General features: G+C 68.3%; 19 protein-coding genes. 5 read left to right on the forward strand and 14 right to left on the reverse strand.

Annotated features, from left to right (window positions below; genetic code table 11):
- Positions 1–203: hypothetical protein (locus A5659_RS16095; protein WP_156749244.1), on the forward strand; the 203-nt coding region annotated here is incomplete at its 5' end.
- Between the two features lie 18 nt (positions 204–221).
- On the opposite strand, the gene A5659_RS16100 is transcribed toward A5659_RS16095, so the two are convergent.
- The gene (locus tag A5659_RS16100; RefSeq protein WP_082976084.1) at positions 222–1940 is read right to left on the reverse strand and encodes a 3-ketosteroid-delta-1-dehydrogenase; all 1719 of its coding nucleotides are present in this window, start codon (positions 1938–1940) and stop codon (positions 222–224) included.
- 101 nt (positions 1941–2041) lie between these two features.
- Between A5659_RS16100 and A5659_RS16105 the strand changes: the two genes are divergently transcribed.
- Together A5659_RS16105 and A5659_RS16110 are read left to right on the forward strand one after the other, a co-directional pair.
- Positions 2042–3163 carry a Rieske 2Fe-2S domain-containing protein gene (locus A5659_RS16105; protein ID WP_066869885.1) on the forward strand — a complete coding sequence of 374 codons (1122 nt, stop codon included), beginning with the start codon at positions 2042–2044 and terminating at the stop codon, positions 3161–3163.
- Entirely contained in the window at positions 3163–3444 is a 282-nt protein-coding gene (locus A5659_RS16110; protein ID WP_066876260.1) for a ferredoxin, read from the forward strand. Before A5659_RS16105 ends, A5659_RS16110 begins: the two co-directional genes overlap by 1 nt.
- A gap of 16 nt (positions 3445–3460) precedes the next feature.
- On the opposite strand, the gene A5659_RS16115 is transcribed toward A5659_RS16110, so the two are convergent.
- From A5659_RS16115 to A5659_RS16155, 9 genes are all read right to left on the reverse strand, one after another.
- Positions 3461–3889, reverse strand: coding sequence for a nuclear transport factor 2 family protein (locus A5659_RS16115; protein ID WP_066869894.1), 429 nt, complete (start codon positions 3887–3889; stop codon positions 3461–3463).
- 16 nt (positions 3890–3905) lie between these two features.
- Positions 3906–4688, reverse strand: coding sequence for an SDR family NAD(P)-dependent oxidoreductase (locus A5659_RS16120; RefSeq protein WP_067182447.1), 783 nt, complete (start codon positions 4686–4688; stop codon positions 3906–3908).
- Positions 4689–4705: 17 nt separating this feature from the next.
- Positions 4706–5782: a hypothetical protein gene (locus A5659_RS16125; protein ID WP_067182451.1), complete on the reverse strand. Its 1077-nt coding sequence runs from the start codon at positions 5780–5782 to the stop codon at positions 4706–4708.
- A gap of 44 nt (positions 5783–5826) precedes the next feature.
- Positions 5827–6810 (reverse strand): alpha/beta hydrolase, encoded by a 984-nt coding sequence (locus A5659_RS16130; protein ID WP_067182454.1) that lies wholly within the window; start codon positions 6808–6810, stop codon positions 5827–5829.
- Between the two features lie 12 nt (positions 6811–6822).
- Complete coding sequence (locus A5659_RS16135; protein WP_067020575.1) at positions 6823–7695, reverse strand: SDR family oxidoreductase; 873 nt, start codon at positions 7693–7695, stop codon at positions 6823–6825.
- 2 nt (positions 7696–7697) lie between these two features.
- A complete protein-coding gene (locus A5659_RS16140; RefSeq protein ID WP_067182457.1) occupies positions 7698–8177 on the reverse strand; it encodes a nuclear transport factor 2 family protein in 480 nt (159 codons plus the stop codon).
- 70 nt (positions 8178–8247) lie between these two features.
- Positions 8248–9273, reverse strand: a complete 1026-nt coding sequence (locus tag A5659_RS16145; protein WP_067182459.1) for an acyl-CoA dehydrogenase family protein — start codon at positions 9271–9273, stop codon at positions 8248–8250.
- Positions 9270–10415 carry an acyl-CoA dehydrogenase family protein gene (locus tag A5659_RS16150; RefSeq protein ID WP_067182462.1) on the reverse strand — a complete coding sequence of 382 codons (1146 nt, stop codon included), beginning with the start codon at positions 10413–10415 and terminating at the stop codon, positions 9270–9272. The genes A5659_RS16145 and A5659_RS16150 overlap by 4 nt, the downstream gene beginning before the upstream one ends.
- Before the next feature lie 34 nt (positions 10416–10449).
- On the reverse strand, positions 10450–12048 hold the full coding sequence (locus tag A5659_RS16155; protein ID WP_082976085.1) for an acyl-CoA synthetase: 1599 nt from the start codon (positions 12046–12048) through the stop codon (positions 10450–10452).
- A 93-nt stretch (positions 12049–12141) separates the two neighbouring features.
- On the opposite strand from A5659_RS16155, the gene A5659_RS16160 reads away from it, so the two are divergent.
- Entirely contained in the window at positions 12142–14082 is a 1941-nt protein-coding gene (locus A5659_RS16160; protein WP_067182466.1) for an NAD(P)/FAD-dependent oxidoreductase, read from the forward strand.
- On the forward strand, positions 14079–14966 hold the full coding sequence (locus A5659_RS16165) for an SDR family NAD(P)-dependent oxidoreductase (RefSeq protein ID WP_067182469.1): 888 nt from the start codon (positions 14079–14081) through the stop codon (positions 14964–14966). The genes A5659_RS16160 and A5659_RS16165 overlap by 4 nt, the downstream gene beginning before the upstream one ends.
- On the opposite strand, the gene A5659_RS16170 is transcribed toward A5659_RS16165, so the two are convergent.
- From A5659_RS16170 to A5659_RS16185, 4 genes are all read right to left on the reverse strand, one after another.
- Positions 14963–15589: a Dabb family protein gene (locus A5659_RS16170; protein WP_067182471.1), complete on the reverse strand. Its 627-nt coding sequence runs from the start codon at positions 15587–15589 to the stop codon at positions 14963–14965. The genes A5659_RS16165 and A5659_RS16170 overlap by 4 nt on opposite strands.
- Positions 15582–15929 (reverse strand): hypothetical protein, encoded by a 348-nt coding sequence (locus A5659_RS16175; RefSeq protein ID WP_067182474.1) that lies wholly within the window; start codon positions 15927–15929, stop codon positions 15582–15584. The genes A5659_RS16170 and A5659_RS16175 overlap by 8 nt, the downstream gene beginning before the upstream one ends.
- Before the next feature lie 85 nt (positions 15930–16014).
- Positions 16015–16938, reverse strand: coding sequence for an alpha/beta hydrolase (locus A5659_RS16180; RefSeq protein WP_066869841.1), 924 nt, complete (start codon positions 16936–16938; stop codon positions 16015–16017).
- Entirely contained in the window at positions 16935–17747 is an 813-nt protein-coding gene (locus A5659_RS16185; protein WP_066876243.1) for an IclR family transcriptional regulator, read from the reverse strand. The genes A5659_RS16180 and A5659_RS16185 overlap by 4 nt, the downstream gene beginning before the upstream one ends.
- Positions 17748–17756: the final 9 nt, after the last annotated feature.

A 17756-nucleotide genomic window follows, 5' to 3' on the forward strand; every position in this document is an offset into this window, starting at 1 on the left:
CGTTCGTCGCGCACGTGGCGGCGACCGTGGACATGCTGCGCCGCACCACTCCGCTGCGGCTGTTCTGGGCCCGCGACTATTCCGACTACCACCCCGAGGAACCGGGCGGCAGCGCCGCACCCCGCACCAACACCTTCCACCACCCCGAAAAACTCCTGCGCGACGGAGACGACGACGAGGACGCCAGCCCGGGGTCGGAATGACCGCCGCACACGATGCGACTAGACCTGGTGGCCACCTGCCGCCCTAGCCGCCTCCCTGGCTGCGATGTAGCCATACACCAGCCCCTGCGCGATCGTCGCGCCGGCGCCCGGGTACGTCGTGCCGAACGCGTTGGCGGCGGTATTGCCGATGGCATACAACCCGGCGATCGCCGCGCCGTCCTCGCGCACTACCCGCGCCCGCTCATCGGTCTTCAGTCCACCACAGGTGCCCAGATCGGACAGCACCATCTTCACCGCGTAGAACGGGCCGTTGACCAACGGCCGCAGGTTCGGGTTCGGCTTCACGGTCGGGTCGCCGTAGTAGCGGTCGTAGGCGCTGCGACCGCGGCCGAAGTCGGGATCCGCACCGGCAGCAGCGTTTTGGTTGAAGCGGGTCATGGTCGCAAAGAACTCCGAGACCTCAACACCCATCCGGGCGCCCAGGTCGGTGAGGTTGTCCGCGCGCACCGCGATGCCGGCGTCATACCACGTCTGCGGGATGCGCATCCGCGGAAAGAGTTCGGCGCCAAAGACGTAACTGTTGCGGTATTGCTGGTCGAAGACGATCCACATCGCCTCCACCGGGCTGCCCGAGCGCTCCAGCTGCAGCAATCGCTGCCCGAACGACATGTAGTCCGTCGCCTCGTTGGCGAACCGGCGCCCATGCTGATCCACGATCAGGCAGCCCGGCAGCGATCGCTCGGCCAGCATCACCGCCGGCGCCTTGCCGGGCAGCGGCGCGACCGCGGGGAACCACCACGCCTGGTCCATCAGGTCGATGCCGGCGCCGATTTCCTGTCCCGCGCGGATCCCGTCGCCGGTGTTGGCGGCGGCGCCGAGGCTGAGGTTGGCGCCCAACGATTCCGATTGGAATTTCCAGCGCATGTCCATGCTGTGGTCGAAACCGCCGGTCGCCAGCACCACGCCGCGCCGCGCGGTGATCGTCACCTCGCGCCCGTCGTGCTCGACGACGGCGCCGGTCACGCGGTCGCCCTCGCGGGCGAGGCGCGCCAGCGCGGTGCCGGTCCACACCGGGATGCCGGCGCGCAGCACCCCGGTGAACAACCCGGCCATCAGGCCCTGTCCGCCCGCGGCGTAGCGCCGGCCCAGCAGGCGGCCGCCCACGCCCTGCGCCAGTCGCTTGCCGTAGGTGGGAATTCCCTTGCGCGGCATGCGAGCCACCAGGTTCATCCAGCGGTAGTCGGCGCCCGTCGTCGGCATCGGGACGGTGACCTCCATCAGGCCGGGCTCCAGCCGGGTGCGGTAGTCGCCGAGCTGCGAGGTGTCGAAGGGGCGGCATTCGCACGTGCGGCCGGCGGCGCTGCCGCCCGGTTCCTCGGGGTGGTAGTCGGAATAGTCGCGGGCCCAGAACAGCCGCAGCGGAGTGGTGCGGCGCAGCATGTCCACGGTCGCCGCCACGTGCGCGACGAACGCGGCGGACCGCTGCGGGGGCGCGGACCCCGCGACCACCGCCTCCAGGTAGGCGCCGGCGCGCTCGGCGGTGTCGCCGGCGTTCGCCTGCGTCAGCACCGGGCTGGCCGGCAGCCACAGCGCGCCACCCGAACGGGCGGTCGAGCCGCCCACGTACGAGGATTTCTCCACGATCAGCACCGACAGCCCCAACTCGTGGGCGGCCAGCGCCGCGGCCATGCCCGTGCCGGAGCCGACGACGAGCAGGTCGACGCAGGTGTCGGCCACGGTAAGCCCGGCAGGAATCGTCGCGCTGTGCGTCCTCACGCCCGCAACGGTAGGTCGCAACCTCGCCCGGCGGGACGAGCCATCCTGATCAGTGGAACAAGGGGTCCCGCGGGCGGGCCGCGGCGAGTTTAATCAGCCCTATGACGTCGCAAACCGAGGCCGACGAAGTCCGCCTGATCGAAGCGCAGGCCGCCCCGACGCGGTTCGCCCGCGGCTGGCACTGCCTGGGCCTGCTGAGGGATTTCGGGGACGGCAAGCCGCACGCGATCAACGCCTTCGGGCAGAAACTCGTCGTCTTCCGCAGCGCAGACGGCGCCATCAACGTGCTCGACAGCTACTGCCGGCACATGGGCGGCGACCTGTCCCAGGGCGAGGTCAAGGGCGACGAGATCGCCTGCCCGTTCCACGACTGGCGGTGGGGCGGCGACGGGCGCTGCAAGCAGGTGCCCTACAGCCGGCGCACCCCGAAACTGGCCCGCACGCAAGCCTGGACCACGCTGGAGCAGGACGGCATGTTGTTCGTCTGGAACGACCCGGAGCGCAAACCGCCGCCGCCGGAGGTGACGATCCCGCGCATCGAGGGCGCCACCAGCGACCAGTGGACCGACTGGCACTGGTACACCACGGTGGTGGGGAGCAATTGCCGCGAGATCATCGACAACGTCGTCGATATGGCGCATTTCTTCTACATTCACGGCTCGTTGCCGACGTACTTCAAGAACATCTTCGAGGGCCATGTGGCCACGCAGTACATGAACGGCGGAAGCCGGCCCGACATGGGTGGCACCGGATCGCAGATGCTGGGCACGACGTCCGTGGCGTCCTACTATGGCCCCTCGTTCATGATCGACGACCTGACCTATCACTACGAGCATGGCGACGCCAAGACCATCCTGATCAACTGCCATTACCCGATCGACTCGAATTCCTTTGTGCTGCAATACGGCATCATCGTCAAGAAGTCGGACACGCTGCCCGACGATCAGGCCATGCAGACCGCGATCACCCTTGGCGACTACGTCAAGCTCGGCTTCGAGCAGGACGTCGAGATCTGGCGGCACAAGGCCCGCATCGACAACCCGCTGCTGGTCGAAGAGGACGGTCCGGTCTATCAGCTGCGCCGTTGGTATCAGCAGTTCTACGTCGACGCCGCCGACGTGCAGCCAGACATGGTGGACCGCTTCGAGTTCGAGCTCGACACCACCCGCCCCTACGAGGCGTGGATGAAAGAGGTCGAGGCCAACATGGCGGCCCAGGCCTGATGTCTGCGGAACCGTTTCTGCGCGAGGACAATCGACTCGACCAGATGCCGATGGCGCCGGTGACGTGCCGCAACTGCGGTGCGCGGGTGCTGGCCCGCAAGAGCAGCTGGAACCAGACCAGCGTGCAGTGGGACGCAGGTGCTTCGGCGCGCTGCATCGAGCGCCGCGACGCCGACCGCCTGGCCGGCCATCACCGCGGGCCGTTCCTGGCCTGTGACGCGCTGCGGGAGTCGATCCAGTTCGCGGTGGCTACGGGAGAATTGGCGATCGTCGACGCCTGAGTGTCGGCGGCGGCCGTCACGCACCGAACACGTCGAGTGTTCCGACGTAAGCGCGGTTGGCCTTGATCCGTTTCGTCAAACACCACGATCCGTCCGGGCGGCGCCGCCACGTGTCGTGGTAGTCGCCGATGGTGTAGAACCGCGTCGTCGAATCAGCCGTCGCGTCCAGGTGCACATCGCGGACATAGGCGCGACTGGCCGCGGTGTCTCCTGTGACGTCGACGATGACGTTGCCCAAGAAATGTTGGGTGGGGCCGCACTTGTCGAGGAACTCGCGAATCAATCCGATGATCGCCGCGCGTCCTTGTAGCCGTCCCGTCCCGAGATCCCCTTGCGCATCCTCGGCGAGGATTTCGGCCATGACCGCCCAATCGCGGTCGTCCATGGCCCGGGCGAACCGGATCAGCGCGCGTTGCACGTCGCGCTCGTCGCATAGGTCCTGCAATCGATCAGCAACCATGTCAGGCGTGCGCGCCGCCGTCGACGCGAATCTCCGTGCCGGTGATGAACGCACCGTCGTCGGAGGCCACCATCGCGATCACCGACGCCACCGCGCTTGCGTCGCCGAGTATTTCGCTGTCTTTGCCGTGCAGCAGCGGAGTTTGCTTGGCCCACAGGCCGAGGTCATACCCCTGGGGCATCTTGTCCAGCGCGCTGTTGGCCAGTGCCGTCGAGACGCCGCCCGGTTGGATGTTGACCGCGCGCAGCCCCCGCTTGGAGTACTCCAGCGCCAGCGAGTGCGTGAAACTCAGGATGCCGCCCTTGCTGGCGGCGTAGGCGGCCATGTAGGGATGGGCGAACGATGCCGCGGTGGAGGTGAAGTTCACCACCACGCCGCGCCCGGATTCAAGCAGCGCCGGTAGCGCCTGCCGCGTCATCAGGAACGTGCCGGTCAGATTGACCGCCAGCGTCCGGTTCCAATCGGCCAGGGTGGTCTCATGAGTGTGCGAACAGGTCTGTACGGCAGCGACATTCACCAGTACCTCGAGGCCGCCCAAGTCGGCTACCGCGGTATCGACGGCGGCGATGACGTCCTCCTCGACCGAGATGTCCAGAACGGCGGTGGTGAGGCGATTGCCGCTGCCCGCGTCGTCGGCGGCGGCCGCCGTGCGGGTCAACCCGTCCGCGGCGATGTCGTAGGCCACGACGGTGGCCCCCTCGTCGAGCAGGCGCGCCACCGTGGCCTGCCCGATGCCGGAGCCGGCGCCCGTGACGATGACCCGCCGATCGGCGAAACGATCCATCAGTGCGGCCCTTTTCGTCATGCCGGCTGGAAGGCGCTGACCGGGGCGTCCTCCGGGTACACGGCAGGGCCGCCCAGGTCGTAGGCGGCGTTGAGCGCGCTGATGAACGCCGGATCGTGCAGCGGTTCGCTGGGGATGTCGAGCGTGACGCCCTTGGTCTTGAGGTCGTCGACCATGATGTCGATGGCCTTCGCGACGGTCAGGTCATCCGAACCGTCCATGTTCTTTTTCAGCTCGTCGTAGTCGGCGAACACTTCGGCCGACCAGTGTACCAGGAACCGGAGTTCGTCGGTGTGATGCCGGGCGATCACGTCCGCGCCGTTCTTCAGCAACCAATGCTCGCGGCTGGCGGGGTCCCCGGCGAACACGGTGTCGAAGCGCAGGCCTGCCGGAACCTGTTGATCCAGAGGGCCATTCGCCTCACCACGGTGCACCATCATCTCGTTTTGCACCACCACGCCGCGGTTGTTGATCGGGGGCAGGATGCGTTGCGGCGCTTTGAGCGGTCCGTGCGGCCAGTACGTGAAGCCGCTGCCGGCGTCGAGGGAGAACCAGGTGATGACCTGTGCCATCTTGATCAGGTAGTCGCCGAACAGACCCGACTTACCCATGACACTGGTCAGCCATGTCGGGGCGTTTTCGTGGCGCACGCCGCGGAAGCTCGGCGAATCCAGGTGGCCGGGATCGCGGTTGGCGCACGGGCCATTGATGTTGAACAGCATCAACTGTGGCTTGGCGTATTCGGCGTTCCAGTAGCTCTTGGCCATCTCCAGGAACCGCTCGTTGTAGAAGCAGTCGTGCAGTTGCGGGTAGAGCACCGCGCCGTAGTTGGCGAGGTAACCGCGGAACGTCGGCGTCAGGAACAAATCGAGCGAGGGGGTGAACCCTTCGGGAAACATGCCGCTCATCGTCGCCATCAACTCGTCGGCCGACGCGAAGTGCTGGGCGATGATCAGTCGCCAGGGGCCTTCGGTGCGCACCACGTCGAGTAGGCGCTCACGCTGGTCGTCGGTGTACACGTTGTCGATCTCGCGGGGCGGCGCCGCCGGCCGCAACACGTCGGAAAGCTCCATCCGGCGCTCGTCGGTGAGCATCAGCTGTCTCCTTTACGGTCAGGGTCGGTTGATTGTGCGCAGCGCTATCGCGATGCGGCGGACCGCTGTCCGGTGATCGGGACGTCAAACCGAAGCGGATTCGCGAACTTGGCCCGCAGCAGCGCTCCGATCTCCGCGACGGCCAGCCGGCCCCGCGCGGTCGCGTCCGAGCGCATCAGAAAGCCGTGGTACATGCCGGGATAACGAGTGACGGTGGTCTGCACGCCGGCGTCGCGGAGCCGGTCCGCGTAGCTCTCACCCCAGTCCCGGATGGGGTCGCAGCCTCCGGTGACCACGATCGCCGGCGGTAGGCCCGAGAGGTCGGCCGCATACGCCGGGACCAGATACGGGTCGGTGGGCGGCCCGGCACCGGCGTCGACCAGCTCGTGCATGTAGTCGATGTCGTCGCGGGGGAGCAGCGGCGCGTCGGGCATCGAAGTGACTGAGGCAACGGTCATGTCGCGGTCCAAGCCGGGATACAGCAGCGCCTGCGCGCAGATGGGCGGTCCGTGGCGATCGCGCGCGGCCAAGGCGACCGCCGCCGCGAGCGAGCCACCGGCACTGTCGCCGATCACCGCGAGCCGGTCGGCGTCGACGCGCAATTCGCCGGCGTTGCGCGACACCCACTCGGTGGCGGCGTAGGCGTCGTCGAACTGCGCGGGCGGCGCTGCCTCCGGGGCCAGCCGGTAGTCCACGGCCACGACGGTGGCCGCTGACGCCGCGGCGAGCTCACGCGCCAGCGGCTCGAACGAGTGGTTGGATCCCATCACCAGTCCGCCCCCGTGCAGATACACCAAGACCGGCGCGTCGGAAACCGTTGTGGGACGGTAGATCCGGACGGGGATGCCACCGGCGGTGCCCGGCGCGAGCGTCTCGGTGACGCCGGCCATCTCGGGCATCGTCTCGGGCAGCGGCGCGGACTCCAGCCCGGCACGCAGCGCCGCCAGACTCCGTTGCCGCATCGAAGCGATCTCGCCGAACGAGGCGACCCGGGCGGCCGCGTCGGGATCCAGTGCGTAGCAGGTCATGTCGTCGTCACGTCAGGGCGCCTCGGTGCTGAACCGCGTCTCGGTTCGCAGTCGTGGGGGCCGTTGCGCGGCAAGTACGTTGGCCCGCTCGGCCATCGCCGCACCGACGCTGTCCGGATGGGTGTGCAGGTAGAACCGGCCCTGCGCGGATTGCCGAAAGATCGCCTCGGCGGCCTCCAGCGGATCCATGGACGCGGCCTTGATGCCGAGCATGCTCGACCGGTGGGTTTCGGCGGCGGCCGCGTCACTGGCCGCCCCCGGATCGACGCCGCCGGCGGACTCGAAGATGTTGGAGCGCACCGGCCCGGGCAGCACGGCCTGGACCTGAATGTGATGGTCGTGTCCGGTGGCCTGCACCTCGAGATGCAGGCACTCGGTCAAGGACAGCACCGCGTGCTTGCTCACGATGTAGGGCGTCTGCAGCGGCATCGCCACCACCGCGCCCACCGATGCGATGTTCCACACCCAGGCCTGTTCGTCGGCGGCCATCATCTTGGGCAGAAACGCGCGCACGCCGTAAAAGACACCGCTGACGTTGACGTCCATCACGCGCTGCCAGTTGGTCACCGGGGTGTCCCACAGGTAGCCGAACTGTTCGATGCCCGCGTTGTTCACCAGCAGGCGCACCGGACCGACGTCGTGATAGGTGCGGTCGGCGAGGTCCTGCACGGCGCCGGGATCGCGCACGTCGCAGATGACGTCGTGGGCCGCGCCGCCTCCCGCGGACAGTTCGTCGCGCAGCGCGGCGACGGCGTTCCCGTCGATGTCGGCCAGCACCACCGTCATGCCCAGCCGGCGGGCGTACCGGGCCAGGCCGGCGCCGATACCGGATCCGGCGCCGGTGATCACCGCGATTCCGCCCCCGAAGGCCTGCTGTGCGTTCATTGCTATGAGCCGGTGCGGCTTTCGGCGTGCAGTTCCGCCAGGAGCACCGAGTTGGTGGCGTCCAGAATCACGTCCATCTCGGTGAACTGAAGCCCGTCGGCGCCGCGCCGGACGCCGACGTTGACCACCCCGCTGGACACCGCGAACGGCACGAAGTCGGCGATCTGGTTGACGAAGATGTAGAACCGGGCGCGGGTGACATCCCCGTCAGAGCCGGTGCGGTGCAGGCTGGTGGCGTGGTGGCGCAACGGATACGGGCTCTGCTTGCGGTGCTCCGACAGCCATTCCAGCACCGCGTCGCGACCGGTGAGCTCCGGTGACATCAGTTCTTCGAAAGGGCTTGCGCCGGAATCGCTTCGGGTCAGGTAGCGCACGTCCTCGGCGTAGCTCGCCGCCAGCGCGTCGTAGTCGGCCTCGTCGTAGTGGTACCAGAAGGACGCGATGAACTCCTGCAATTCCGGCAGCGTGATGTCGTTGCTCATGGCGTCAGTCAACTCCGGGATGCCCTCGCCGACACCTCGGATGCCCGGTCAGTGGAACACGGTGTGGGGTTCAGCCGGTGATGAGGCCCCACAGGTCACCGGCGCTCGCGTACAGCGCGGCGTCGGTGACCTGTTCGTCCCAATACCGCAGCGAGCCGAACTCCGAACGCCAGGCCAGCGCCGCCCGGGTGAATTCGTGCAGGCGGTGCTCACGGGTGGTGCCGATCGCACCGTGTACCTGGTGGGCGTTGCGCACCACCACCGACGTCGCGTGGCCGGCGCACGACCGCGCCGCGGCGACAAGGAAATTCAGGTCGGGTGTCGACCATGCACCGACGACCGCGGCGTGCAGCGCGGCCTCGGTCGCCGCTCGGGCGAGCGCGGCCTCCGCGGCGATATCGGCGATGAGGTTCTGCACGGCCTGGAATTTGGACAGGGGGCGGCCGAACTGGACCCGTGCCCTCACGTGCTCGACGCACATGTGCAGGATCCGGTCCAAGGCGGCACTGACTTGGATGGACCGCACCAGGGCGCCTTTCAGCCGCAGCTGGGTGAGCACGGCCGCGGTGACGGGGACGCCTTGCAGGCTCGCCGGGTCGGCGACCACCGTGTCGCGAGGCTCGCCGATCAGGTTGGTGCCCGGGGTGATCGTGAGTCGGCCGGCGGCGACGTCGGCGACGTGGCGTCCACCCTCGGCTCGCCAGACGACCACGATCCGGTCGGCCGAGGCGGCCCACGGCACCTCGGTCGCGCCGCCCTGGTTGTCGAGCACACACACGGTCCGAACCGCGCCGTCGGTGGGTATTCCGCTGGTTTCCAGCAGCCAGCATGCTAATAAATCGTGTTCTGCCAACGGGATTCGGACACCGTGCTCAACCGCCGCGGCCAGGAGTTCGGCCGCTTCATACCAGCCGGCCCCGCTGCCGCCGCGCTGCTCCGGACCGGTCAGGCGTACCAGGCCGAGCTCGTCGAGGTGCCGCCACAGGTCCGGATCCCGCCGGATCGGTGTGGTGGGCGGATGCTTGTCACGATGACCGGCGAAGACCGCGCCCATCATGTCGACGAGTGCCCCGTCGACCGGCGGGCCGGCGCTCATCGCATGCCCAATCCGCGCGCGATGACGCCGCGCAGGATCTCGTTGGTGCCGCCGCGCAGCGTGAAGCCGGGCCGCTGATCCACGGACTGGCGTGCCAGGTGGGCGAACAGCGGATCGGGGGAGTCCACCGAATCCGCGAATTCCGCGATGTCGCCTTCGGTGACGGTGCCCAGCACCTTGACCACGGCGGCGGGTAGGTCCGCGGGCTCGTGTCGTTCCAGCGCACCGGCCACCGCGGTGGACATCTGATGCAGGCCGGCGACGCGCGCCACCAGTCGCCCCAGGTCCGGATCGCGGGGAATGGTGTTGGCCGCCATGCGATCCGCGCAGGCCGCCAGCAGGACAAACGTGGAAAGGAACCGCTCGGGTCCGCTGCGTTCGAAGGCGAGCTCGGAGGTCACCTGCTGCCAGCCGTTGCCGATCTCACCGAACACCATGGCGTCGGGGACGAACGCCGAATCCAGGACGACTTCGTTGAAGTGGTGGGCGCCGTTCATCGATACGATCGGCCGGATCTCGATGCCGGGCTCGCGCAGGTCGACGATGAACTGGCTCAGTCCGGCGTGCCGATGCGCCGGGTCCACCGGCGCGGTGCGTGCCAGCACGATGAACGCGTGCGCGAGGTGGGCGCCCGAAGTCCAGACCTTCGTGCCGGTCAGTGACCAGCCGCCGTCGACGCGGGTCGCGCGGGTGCGCACGCTGGCCAGATCGGAGCCCGAGTCCGGCTCACTCATCCCGATGGCGAAGTAGCACTCGCCGCGCACGATGCGGGGCAGGAACTTTCGTTTCTGTTCTTCGGTGCCGTATTTGAGCAGCGAGGGCACGATCTGGCGGTCGGCGATCCAGTGCGCGGCCACCGGCGCGCCCGCCGCGAGCAGTTCCCCGGTGACGACGAATCGCTCGATGAAAGAGCGCCCGTGGCCCCCGTATTCGGGCGGCACCGTCATGCCCAGCCAGCCACGCCCGGCGAGCGCGGCGGTGAAGGTCTCGTCCCACCCCGTCAGCCAGGCATCGACCGACGGGGTGAACGCGCCCGCCGCCAGTTGATCGGCGAGGAAGTCGCGCACCTCGTTGCGCAACTCTTCGGTCGTAGCGGCGTCGGTGCTGGCGGGTGGCACCAGACGCGGCAGAGGTGAGCTCATGTGGGCAACTGTAGTGAGCAGCGCTGCTTCGAGATCAACTGAACGCGTGCTGCTCGACACCGAAGCGCTCCCGCAGCAGCCGTTTGAGCAGTTTTCCGCTGGGGTTCTTGGGCAGCGCATCCACCAAGAAGACACGTTTGGGTGCCTTGAATCCGGCCAGGTGCGCGCGGCAGTGAGACAACAGTTCGTCCTCGGTGAGGGTGGTGCCGTCGCGCGGGACGACGGCGGCCGCCACCGCCTCCACCCACACCGGGTGGGGCAGGCCGAACACGGCGGCCTCGTGGACTCCGTTGTGGCGGTACAAAACTTCCTCGACCTCGCGGCTGGCCACGTTCTCGCCACCGGTCTTGATCATGTCCTTCTTGCGGTCGACGACGTGCAGCAGTCCGTGTTCGTCGTAGTAGCCGAGGTCACCGGAGTGGAACCAGCCGGCCTTGAACGCCGCCGCGGTGCGTTCCGGGTCGTTGAGGTAGCCCGACGTCAAATGCGGGCTGCGGTGGGCGATCTCGCCGACCACCCCGGCGGGGAGGGGGTTGTCGTCGTCGTCGAGGATCACCGTTTCCACGTTGAGCACCGGCCGACCGGCCGATCCGCCGTGGGCATCCTGCTCGTCGGGACCCAAAGCGCAGGCCAGCGGGGCCATCTCGGTCTGGCCGTAGAAGTTCCACAGCCGCAGGTTGGGCAGCCGCTCGCGGATCTCGCGCAGGATTTCCGCGGGCATCGCCGAGGCGCCGTAGTAGCCCTTGCGCAGGCTGGACAGGTCCACCCGGTCGAAGACCGGTGAGCGCAGCAGCGAGATCCACACGGTCGGGGGAGCGAAATAGTTGGTGACGCGGTAGCGCTCGATCGTGCGCAGCACCGCTTCGGGATCGGGGCGCGGCAGGATGATGCTGGTCGCGCCGAGGTAGACATCCGTGGCCAGGAAGTTGTCCAGCTGAGCACAGTGATACAGCGGCAGCGAATGGATTTCGACGTCGTCGTGCGACATTTCGCCGGCGACGATCGTGCTGACGTACTGCCACATCAGGCTGCGGCTGGTGTGGATGGCGGCCTTGGGGCGCGATTCGGTGCCGCTGGTGTACATCAGCCGCACGGGCTGGTCGTCGTCGATGTGCGGGTTCGGGACCGGTGCGTCGGTCGTCAGCCACTGGGCGAAGTCCGCCCACCCGGGCACGCCCTCGTGTCCCTTTGGTAGCAGCGCGACTCGGGCCCTGACCACTCCGCCGCGCCGGATCGCCTGTTCGGCGGTCGGCGTCAGATCTGCTTCGACGACCAAGCCGCCGACCTGACTGTGCTCGAGGATGTAGGCGATCTCCTCGGCGGTTAGCATGAAGTTGATCGGGACCAAGACCACTCCCGCGCGCGCCGTCGCGAACGCCAGCACGGCGTACTGCCAGCAGTTGCGGGACAAGAGGCCTAATCGGCTCCCGGGCCCAAAACCGCTGTCGTGCAACGCCGCCGCGGTCCGGTCCACCAGGCCGTCGAATTCGGCGAAGGTCAGCACGACGTCGTCGTCGATGATCGCGATCTTGTGCGGGTGCCGGCGGGCCGATCGCCGGGGAATATCGCCGAGCCCGTGGCTACGTGCCCGTTCGATCATGACGTCGAGGTCATCGGACTGCATGCCGGTCACGGTAAGCGTCAACGCCCGCAACCGAGTCGTCCACGTCCCGCTGAGTAGGCAGGGGCCTCCCAAGCGGGCTGGACCGCACCGATACTCGCTGGCATGAGCACTGGTGTCCCCGTCACGACCGAGAACGCCGGATTGGCGGGCTCCGATCCCCACGACGTCGGCGAGTTGCGGGCCAACCTGCGTGAGGCCGATCCAGGGGTGCTCGTCGCCGTGTTGGCGCAGCTGACCGGGGACCCGACCGTCGCCGCGCGGTTCGGGCCGAAAATCACCCATGTGCCCAACCCGCCGGAGCAGGCGGGCGTCACCGATCCGGAGACGGCCGCTCGGCTCATCGACGAGATCGTCACCGCACTGGGGGCACCGCGCCGAGCGGGCGCGCTACCCGCCGACGACCTCGACCTGTTCGCTCGCGTGGCGCCCATCGCGCTGGGCGGAGAGGTCGGCCCGGAGTATCTCGGACTGCTCCTCGAGCAGAGCGGATTCCAGCCCTCCCAACCGGTACTTCCGCGCACCGCGAAACTTCCGGCGGGTTTCCGGGTCGTCATCATCGGCGCGGGCATCGCCGGCATCACCGCGGCGCTCGCCTGCGCGGACGCCGGCATCGAGTACCAGATCATCGAGCGAAACGACGAGGTGGGCGGCACCTGGTACACCACCAGGTATCCCGGAATCGGGGTGGATACGCCCTCGGCGTATTACTCGCTGTCGCGCGACATCAACGGCGACTGGTCGAGCTATTACCCGCAGGGTGCGGAATATCAGGCCTACCTGGTATCGGTGGCGAACAAGAACGACCTGCGCAAGCACATCCGATTCGGCACCGTGGTCGAAGCGTTGCGGTGGGAGGAGCGACGCCGGCAATGGCAGATTCACTCCGTCGGCCCGGACGGAACACGCGACGTCGATTATGCGAACGTGGTGATTCCGGCCGCCGGCTATCTCAATCGGCCGCGCTGGCCGGATCTGGCTGGGCGCGAGACGTTCTCGGGGGTCTCCATCCATTCCGCGCAGTGGGACCCGGAGCTGGATCTCGCGGGTAAGCGGGTCGCGATCATCGGAGCCGGTTGCACCGCGGTCCAGATCGTCGATGCCTGCGTGGACCGGGTCGCGCACCTGACGGTGTTCCAACGCCAGCCGCACTGGGTCGCACCGCGGCGGCGGGCCTCCGACGACGTCCCCGCCCACCAGCGCTGGCTGTGCACCCGACTGCCGTACTACGCCAACTGGATTCGGCTCAAGTCCTACTGGGGAACATCGGACAACAACTATCCGGTCATCCTGCATGATCCGCAGTGGGCGGCCGAACACCTGTCGATTTCGCCGGCCAACGACGTGTTGCTGCAGATGTGTCTGGATTACATCGATCGCGTGTTCGGCGCGGACAGCGACCTCGCCCGCAAGGTCACGCCCGACTTCGCCCCCTACGGCAAACGGATCATCCGCGATCCCGGCGGCTACTACGCGGCGCTGGCCCGCGAGCACGTGGACGTCGAGGCCGGCGAACCGGCCCGGGTCAACGAGGCCGGAATCGTCACGGCCGATGGTCGGCAACTCGACCTGGACGTCATCGTCTACGCCACCGGCTACCACCTGGATTTCCTTTCCACCGTGGATATCCGGGGCCGCGAGGGCAAAAAGCTGACCGACGAGTGGGGCAACGCCCCCCGGGCCTATCGGGGCGGGATGGTGCCCGGATTCCCGAATTTGTTCATCTCGTCTGCCCCTAACTACAGCCCGGGACACGGCGCCGGCCACAACTTCGGTGTCGAGGTGATGGTGCATTACGTGATGGAATGCCTGCAGTTGATGGCGCTGCGGCAGGCCTCCGCCGTGGAGGTGACGCGGCGCGCCTACGAGAGCTACGTCGCGAACGTCGATGCGGCCATGGCGGGCACCGTGTGGTGCCACACCCCGTCGGCGCACACCTACTATCGTTCGGGTGGAGGCCGGATCGTGACCGCCTTCCCATACCGCCTCGTCGACTTCTGGCGCGACCACCGTGCGCCGATCGAAGCGGATCTCGAGCTACGATGAGTGGTTTGCTCTGTGGCAAAACGGCTTTGGTGACCGGCAGTAGCCGCGGTATAGGCCGCGCGATCGCACAGCGCCTCGCCGCCGAGGGTGCCACGGTGGCGGTGACCGCACGATCGCACTCGCCGTCGCCCTCGACACGGGCCGCCTCCACCACCGCCCTGCCCGGCACCATCGGTGAAACGGTGGCGGCCATCGAGGCCGCCGGCGGCTCGGCGTTTGCCGTCGCGGCCGACCTCGAGGACGCCGGGCAGCGTGACGGTTTGGTCGATGCGGTTCTGGACCGCACGGGTCGCATCGACATCCTGGTCAACAACGCCGGTTTCGCCGACTATGCGGTGGTCGAGGAGATGAGCTTGGAAACGTTCGATCGCACCGTCGACCATTACCTTCGCATTCCGTTCGCACTGACGAAATCGGTTGTGCCGCGGATGCGTAAGCTTGGGGCGGGCTGGGTCGTCAACATCGGGTCGGTCACCGGCGTGGCCCCGGTGCGACCGTACCGGGAATACAACAAGACGTCTGGTGACGTCGTCTACGCCTCCATGAAGGCCGCCCTGCACCGGTTCACCCAGGGGGTGGCCGCCGAGCTGCTGGACGCCAACATCGCCGTGAATTGCGTCGGACCGTCGACGGCGGTCCGCACACCCGGTGCCGCGCAACTGATCCCGGATTCGTTCCCTACCGAACCGGTCGAGTATTTGGCCGAGACCGTGCTGGCGATGTGCCACTTGCCCGCCGCGACCCGCACGGGGTTGGTCGCGTTCAGCCTGCACTATCCCTGGTCGCAGCGGCTACCGGTGCACAGCCTGGACGGCGCGCAGGTGTTGCCGCCGTTAGAGCCGCCGGCGACCGCCAATCCGAACATCCTTCCCGCCGGGGTCTAGATCAGAATCGGGTCGGCGATGGGGCAGAAGCTGTGACAAACCCGGTCCCGGACGATCACGTCGGTGGTCTCGGGGTCGAACCAGCGGTCCACCACCGCCCAGTGCACAGGGTGCATCAGGTAAGGACCCATCACCGCCTCGACGTCGGCGAACTCCTGCTCGAACACGTGTGTCCAGCAAGACGCTCCGTGCGAGGCGGATACCCGGCTCAGCTGCCAGGCACGGATCGCGGGTAGATAGCGCGGCATCAAAGACAGCTCGCGCTCGAATTGGGCGAGGGTGGCATCGGGTGTGTCCGGCTGCACGCGCAGCAGCAGCGCCCGGTAGACCGTGCCACCCTGCTCGCCGCAGCGGGTGGGCGTGCCCCCGTAGTCGACGCCGTTGACCCGACTCACCGCGGGATCGGCCAGCACGCTAGCGAAAGCCTCTGTTGCGCAGTAACATTGGGCTTCGGTCGCGAATCGCAGATGCACCAGGATGTCGCCTCCGTTGCGCGAGCCGGGCAGTGTCGGTTGCACCACCGAGCGCAGCGGCGTCGTCGCACGGGCGGCCGTGCGCAGCGCCTCGAGGATCCGGTCGCGATCGGCCTCGGCGACGTCGATCAGTCGCGTGAGGTTATACATCGCACAGCCCGTCGACGTCGTCGGCCCTCGCGGCGCAGGTCCGGGACCGCTCGGTGATCAATTCGTCGATGCGCGACCACCATTCGCCCAGCGTTGGATCCGGCCGGCCTTTCCACGTCATCTCCCACCATGCCCGGGCGCCGGGCAGGGTCCAGGTCGCCGTGATGACGTTGGCGTCGTCGTCGAACCAGATCGGCGGGCTCACCAGGATGTCGCGCAGCGTCATCCCCCGTGCCTGCGCGCCGGGGGCGTAGTCGGCGAGGTAGGCGTCGACGAATCGGCGAGCGCATCCGGGCCGGGTCACTACCCGGTCGATCACGAAGACTTCGCCGTCGGCCATGAGCCGACCGTATGACACCCGGGGGACGCAGCGGGGCCGGCTCCCGACCACCGGGAACCTCCGGTCAACCGTCGAAGCCGGCGCGTTACCGCCGCAGCAGATCGGCCAGCGCTGCGGCGGCTTCGTTGCGCGCCCGGTGCGCGAGGTCGAGCATCGGCATCGTCATGAACCCGTGGATGCCGCCCTCGTACCGCAATTGCCGGGTGGGGACGCCGGCCGCCTCGAGCGCGGCGCCGAAGGCCAATCCTTCGTCGCGCAGCGGGTCGTGGCCGGCGACCACCAGCACGGCGGGCGGTAGTCCGCGTAGGTCGGCGTTCAGCGGTGTGGCGTAGGGATGCGCGCGGTCTTCGCTCGACGGCACATAGCAATCCCAGTACCACCGCAGTGCCGGCTTCGGGTTGTAGTAGCCCTGGCCGAAAAGCCGGTAGGACTCGGTGTCGAAATCGGCCGCGATCACCGGGTAGATCAGCAGCTGGGCTGCCGGCATCGGGCCGCCGCGGTCGCGAGAGATGACCGTGGCCACCGCGGCCAGATTGCCGCCGGCGCTGTCGCCACCCACGACCAGACGCCCGGGATCGGATCCGAGCGCGGCGGCGTTGTCATAGGCCCAGCACGTCGCGGCGTACACGTCCTCGGCCGCCGCCGGCCAGGTGTTCTCCGGGGCCAACCGGTAGCCAACCGAAACCACCACGGCGGGAACAAGATTGGCCAGGCTTCGGCACAGGTCGTCGTGGCTGTCCAGGTCGCAAAACACGAACCCGCCGCCGTGCGCATACACGACGACGGGCAGTGGCCCCGCCGCCTCGGGCCGGTAGCTGCGCACGGGGATGGGGCCGCCCTGACCCTCGATCGAGCGATCGGTGACCTCGGCGACCGGTTCGGGCCGCGCCGGTGGCACCAACCTGGACCGGATCAGCGCTCGGGCCTCGGCGCCGCTCATCTGGTGAACCGGTGGGAACCCACTATCCAGTTGCTCGATGATCGGGGCGATCTGCGGGTCGAGCCTCACGCGTATTGCAACGCGGGGCGCGGCGCGAGACGCAGCGGACGAAGGGGTTGCAGGGTGGGCGCGACGCGTTGCGGGCCGTCCTCGGCGTGGCGCCAGATGCCCATCGCGGTCATCCGGACCGGGGCGATCAATCGCTGGTCGAACGTCATCCGGTTCATCGGACCGCACACCGACACCGCCGCGACGGCTTCACCCGGATCGCCGATGGGCGCCGCCACACAACCGAATCCGAGTAGAGATTCCTCGCGCTCGAAGGCGACGCCGTGCGCGCGCACCCGGGACAGTTCGACCGCCAGCTGCGCGCCGGTGGCGATCGAGTACTTGGTGCTGCGGACCCGCAAGTCCACCGGGGCGTCCCCCTCGCGGTACGCCAGCATCGCCTTGCCGACGGCGGTGCAGTGCGCGGGCTGGCGGCCGCCGACCCGGGTGGGGATTGGCGCCAGCGGCGAATCGCCGATCTTGTCGAGGTAGACGACGTCGGGTCCGTCGAGGACCGCCAAATGCACGACCAACCCGGTCGCGCGGTGCAATTCACCCAGCAGCGGGGCGGCTGCGCGCACCAGGCGGTCCTGATGCACGGCGAGCGAGCCCAACTCGACCAGGCGCATGCCCAGCTCGTAGTCGCGGCCGCTGCGGCGCAGCCAGCGCAGCTGCACCAGACGTTCGAGCATTCGGTGCGCCGACGAGCGGGGCAGGCCGGTGCGCCGGACGATCTGGGCCAGCGTGAGGCGCCCGGGTCCGTCGAATGCGTCCAGGACAAGCGTGATGCGGTCGATGACCGCGGTGGGGGTTTCGGCGGGCGCTGACACTGAGCCTCC

The organism is Mycobacterium sp. 1165196.3, assembly GCF_001673415.1.
Taxonomy (GTDB): Bacteria; Actinomycetota; Actinomycetes; order Mycobacteriales; family Mycobacteriaceae; genus Mycobacterium; species Mycobacterium europaeum_A.